The following is a 1,802-nucleotide window of genomic DNA, read 5'->3' as shown; positions in this document are numbered from 1 at the left end:
GACCTGACCTTGACCAGGCGGGCGTACCCCTGGCGCGGCTCCACGACCAGCCGCCATCCGCAGAAGTAGTCGAACCACTGGATGAGCGGCTGCCGCCGTTTCCTGATCAGGTCGAACGCGGCCGGATCGTCGTGCAGGGACACCAGCGGCCGGCCCAGGAGCGTCCTGATCGCCCGCGCGATCTCCTCCTTCTCGGCCCTGACGAGCTGGTTGGCGAGCGTGCTCACGCGCCCACCGCCCCGCGCGCGCCGCCACGCCCCGGCGGGCGGATGTCGATGAGGTAGTCGGATCCTCTGAACCACCCCTCCGACGTGCGCAGCACCGCCACCGACCCGTCGTCCGGGGCGCGGAGCACGATCTCCACTCGCCCGTCCGAGGTCACGGCCCGCCGGAACCCGGTCGAGTCGGGCGGTTCGGCCAGGGCCCGCCCCAGCAGGTCGAGCAGCCGCCCGAAGGTGCCGTGATCGAGCTCCCCCAGCTGCGACAGCCGCATCGCCCCCGTCGTGGCCAGCGCCGACCACGCCGCTTCCAGCTCGGCCCGCTCCTTCTCCGCCCTGGCCCGCCGCTCGGCCCGCAACGCCATCACGTCGCGCACCCTGCCGGTGCGGCCCATCCGCTCGGTACGCCCCCGCGACCGCAACAACGCGGACACCTCCACCGGCTCCGCCTCCGCCCACGGCACCCCGGCCGGGATGAGCTCGGCGTCGGCGTGGCCGAGATGCGCGTGCCTGGCCGGCCCGAGCCCGAACGCCGCATCCCAGAGCCGGTGCGCGTCGTCCTCTCCGGGCGCCGTGGCGAACCAGCGGGCCAGCGTGCGGAAGTCGGCCGCGGCGCTGGACGAGCGCCGGCGCGAGTCGGTGATGCGATCGAGCACCTGCAGCAACGACACGATGGCCCGCCGCGCCACGTCGTGCAGCTGCCGCACGCGCGCGAGCTCCGGCACGCCCCCGTCCTCGGGAGCGAACCAGAGCCGCAGTGCTTCCCACCGCGCCGCTCTGACCGCCAGCCAAGGCGTGGCGTGATCCGCGCCCGGCACCTTCGGCAGGTCGGCGCCGTCGAGCGCCCGCGCGTGCAGCACGCCCACCCCGTGGCGGGCCACCCCGTCCAGGGCGACGGCGATGGCGTCCGCGCGCTGCTCCAGGTTCGTCACGAACTCCTGCAGATAGGCCACCGTAGCGGCCTTGACCTCGTGGAACGTCGTGAGATCCGTGCCCTCGACGCGCAGCAGCCGCTGCAGCTCCCCGTTGAACTGCTTGGTGTTGGTACGCAGCCCGTCCAGATGCGCCTCGAGCTCTTGCAGGCTGGTGAAGATCCGCCGGTTGCGCCCCGGGCCGGGATCCCGCAGCAGCGCTTCCAGCTCCCCCAGCCGATCGGCGATGGCGTCGAGCACCGCGGTCTGCAACGCGCCTGCCGAGGCCAGCATCGCCATCGTGTGCTGCACCCCGGCGAAGGCGGCCTCGCCGCGCTTGGTCAGCGAATATTGCAGGTTCTTCCGCTCGTACTCCTCGGCCGTGGCGAAGCTCCCGGCGTGATTGAAGATCACATCCAGCAGCCCCCACCCCACGAGCTGCTTGAGCGTGCCCGCCAGGTCCTGCTCGGCCACCGGCGCGTACCACCCCGCACTCCGCAGGCGCTCCCGCATCTCGTCGATGGTGAGCGCGGCCTCCAGCCGCTCGTTGGCCTCCCCGAAGGCGTAGAGCACGGCGGTATGCAGATCCGCCCGCTCCGTGGTGGTGAACCGGAACATCTCCGGCGGCACCCGCGGCAGCTCCGCCATCGCCCTGTCTCTTATACACCTCTTA

Annotated in this window: 2 protein-coding genes; both read right to left on the bottom strand. The window is 72.5% G+C overall.

Annotation, left to right across the window (positions count from 1 at the left end):
• Positions 1-227, bottom strand: a 227-nt coding sequence (locus ETD86_RS54215) for a DUF2398 family protein (RefSeq protein WP_138674365.1), incomplete at its 3' end; no start/stop codon positions are given.
• The coding region (locus ETD86_RS54210) for a TIGR02677 family protein (RefSeq protein ID WP_342779378.1) at positions 224-1,802 on the bottom strand (1,579 nt) is incomplete at its 5' end. The genes ETD86_RS54210 and ETD86_RS54215, both read right to left, overlap by 4 nt.

Origin of the sequence: Nonomuraea turkmeniaca (assembly GCF_005889735.1) — a bacterium.
GTDB lineage: Bacteria > Actinomycetota > Actinomycetes > Streptosporangiales > Streptosporangiaceae > Nonomuraea > Nonomuraea turkmeniaca.
Note: the sequence above shows the minus strand (reverse complement) of the source record. Positions and strands in the feature narration are given on the sequence as shown.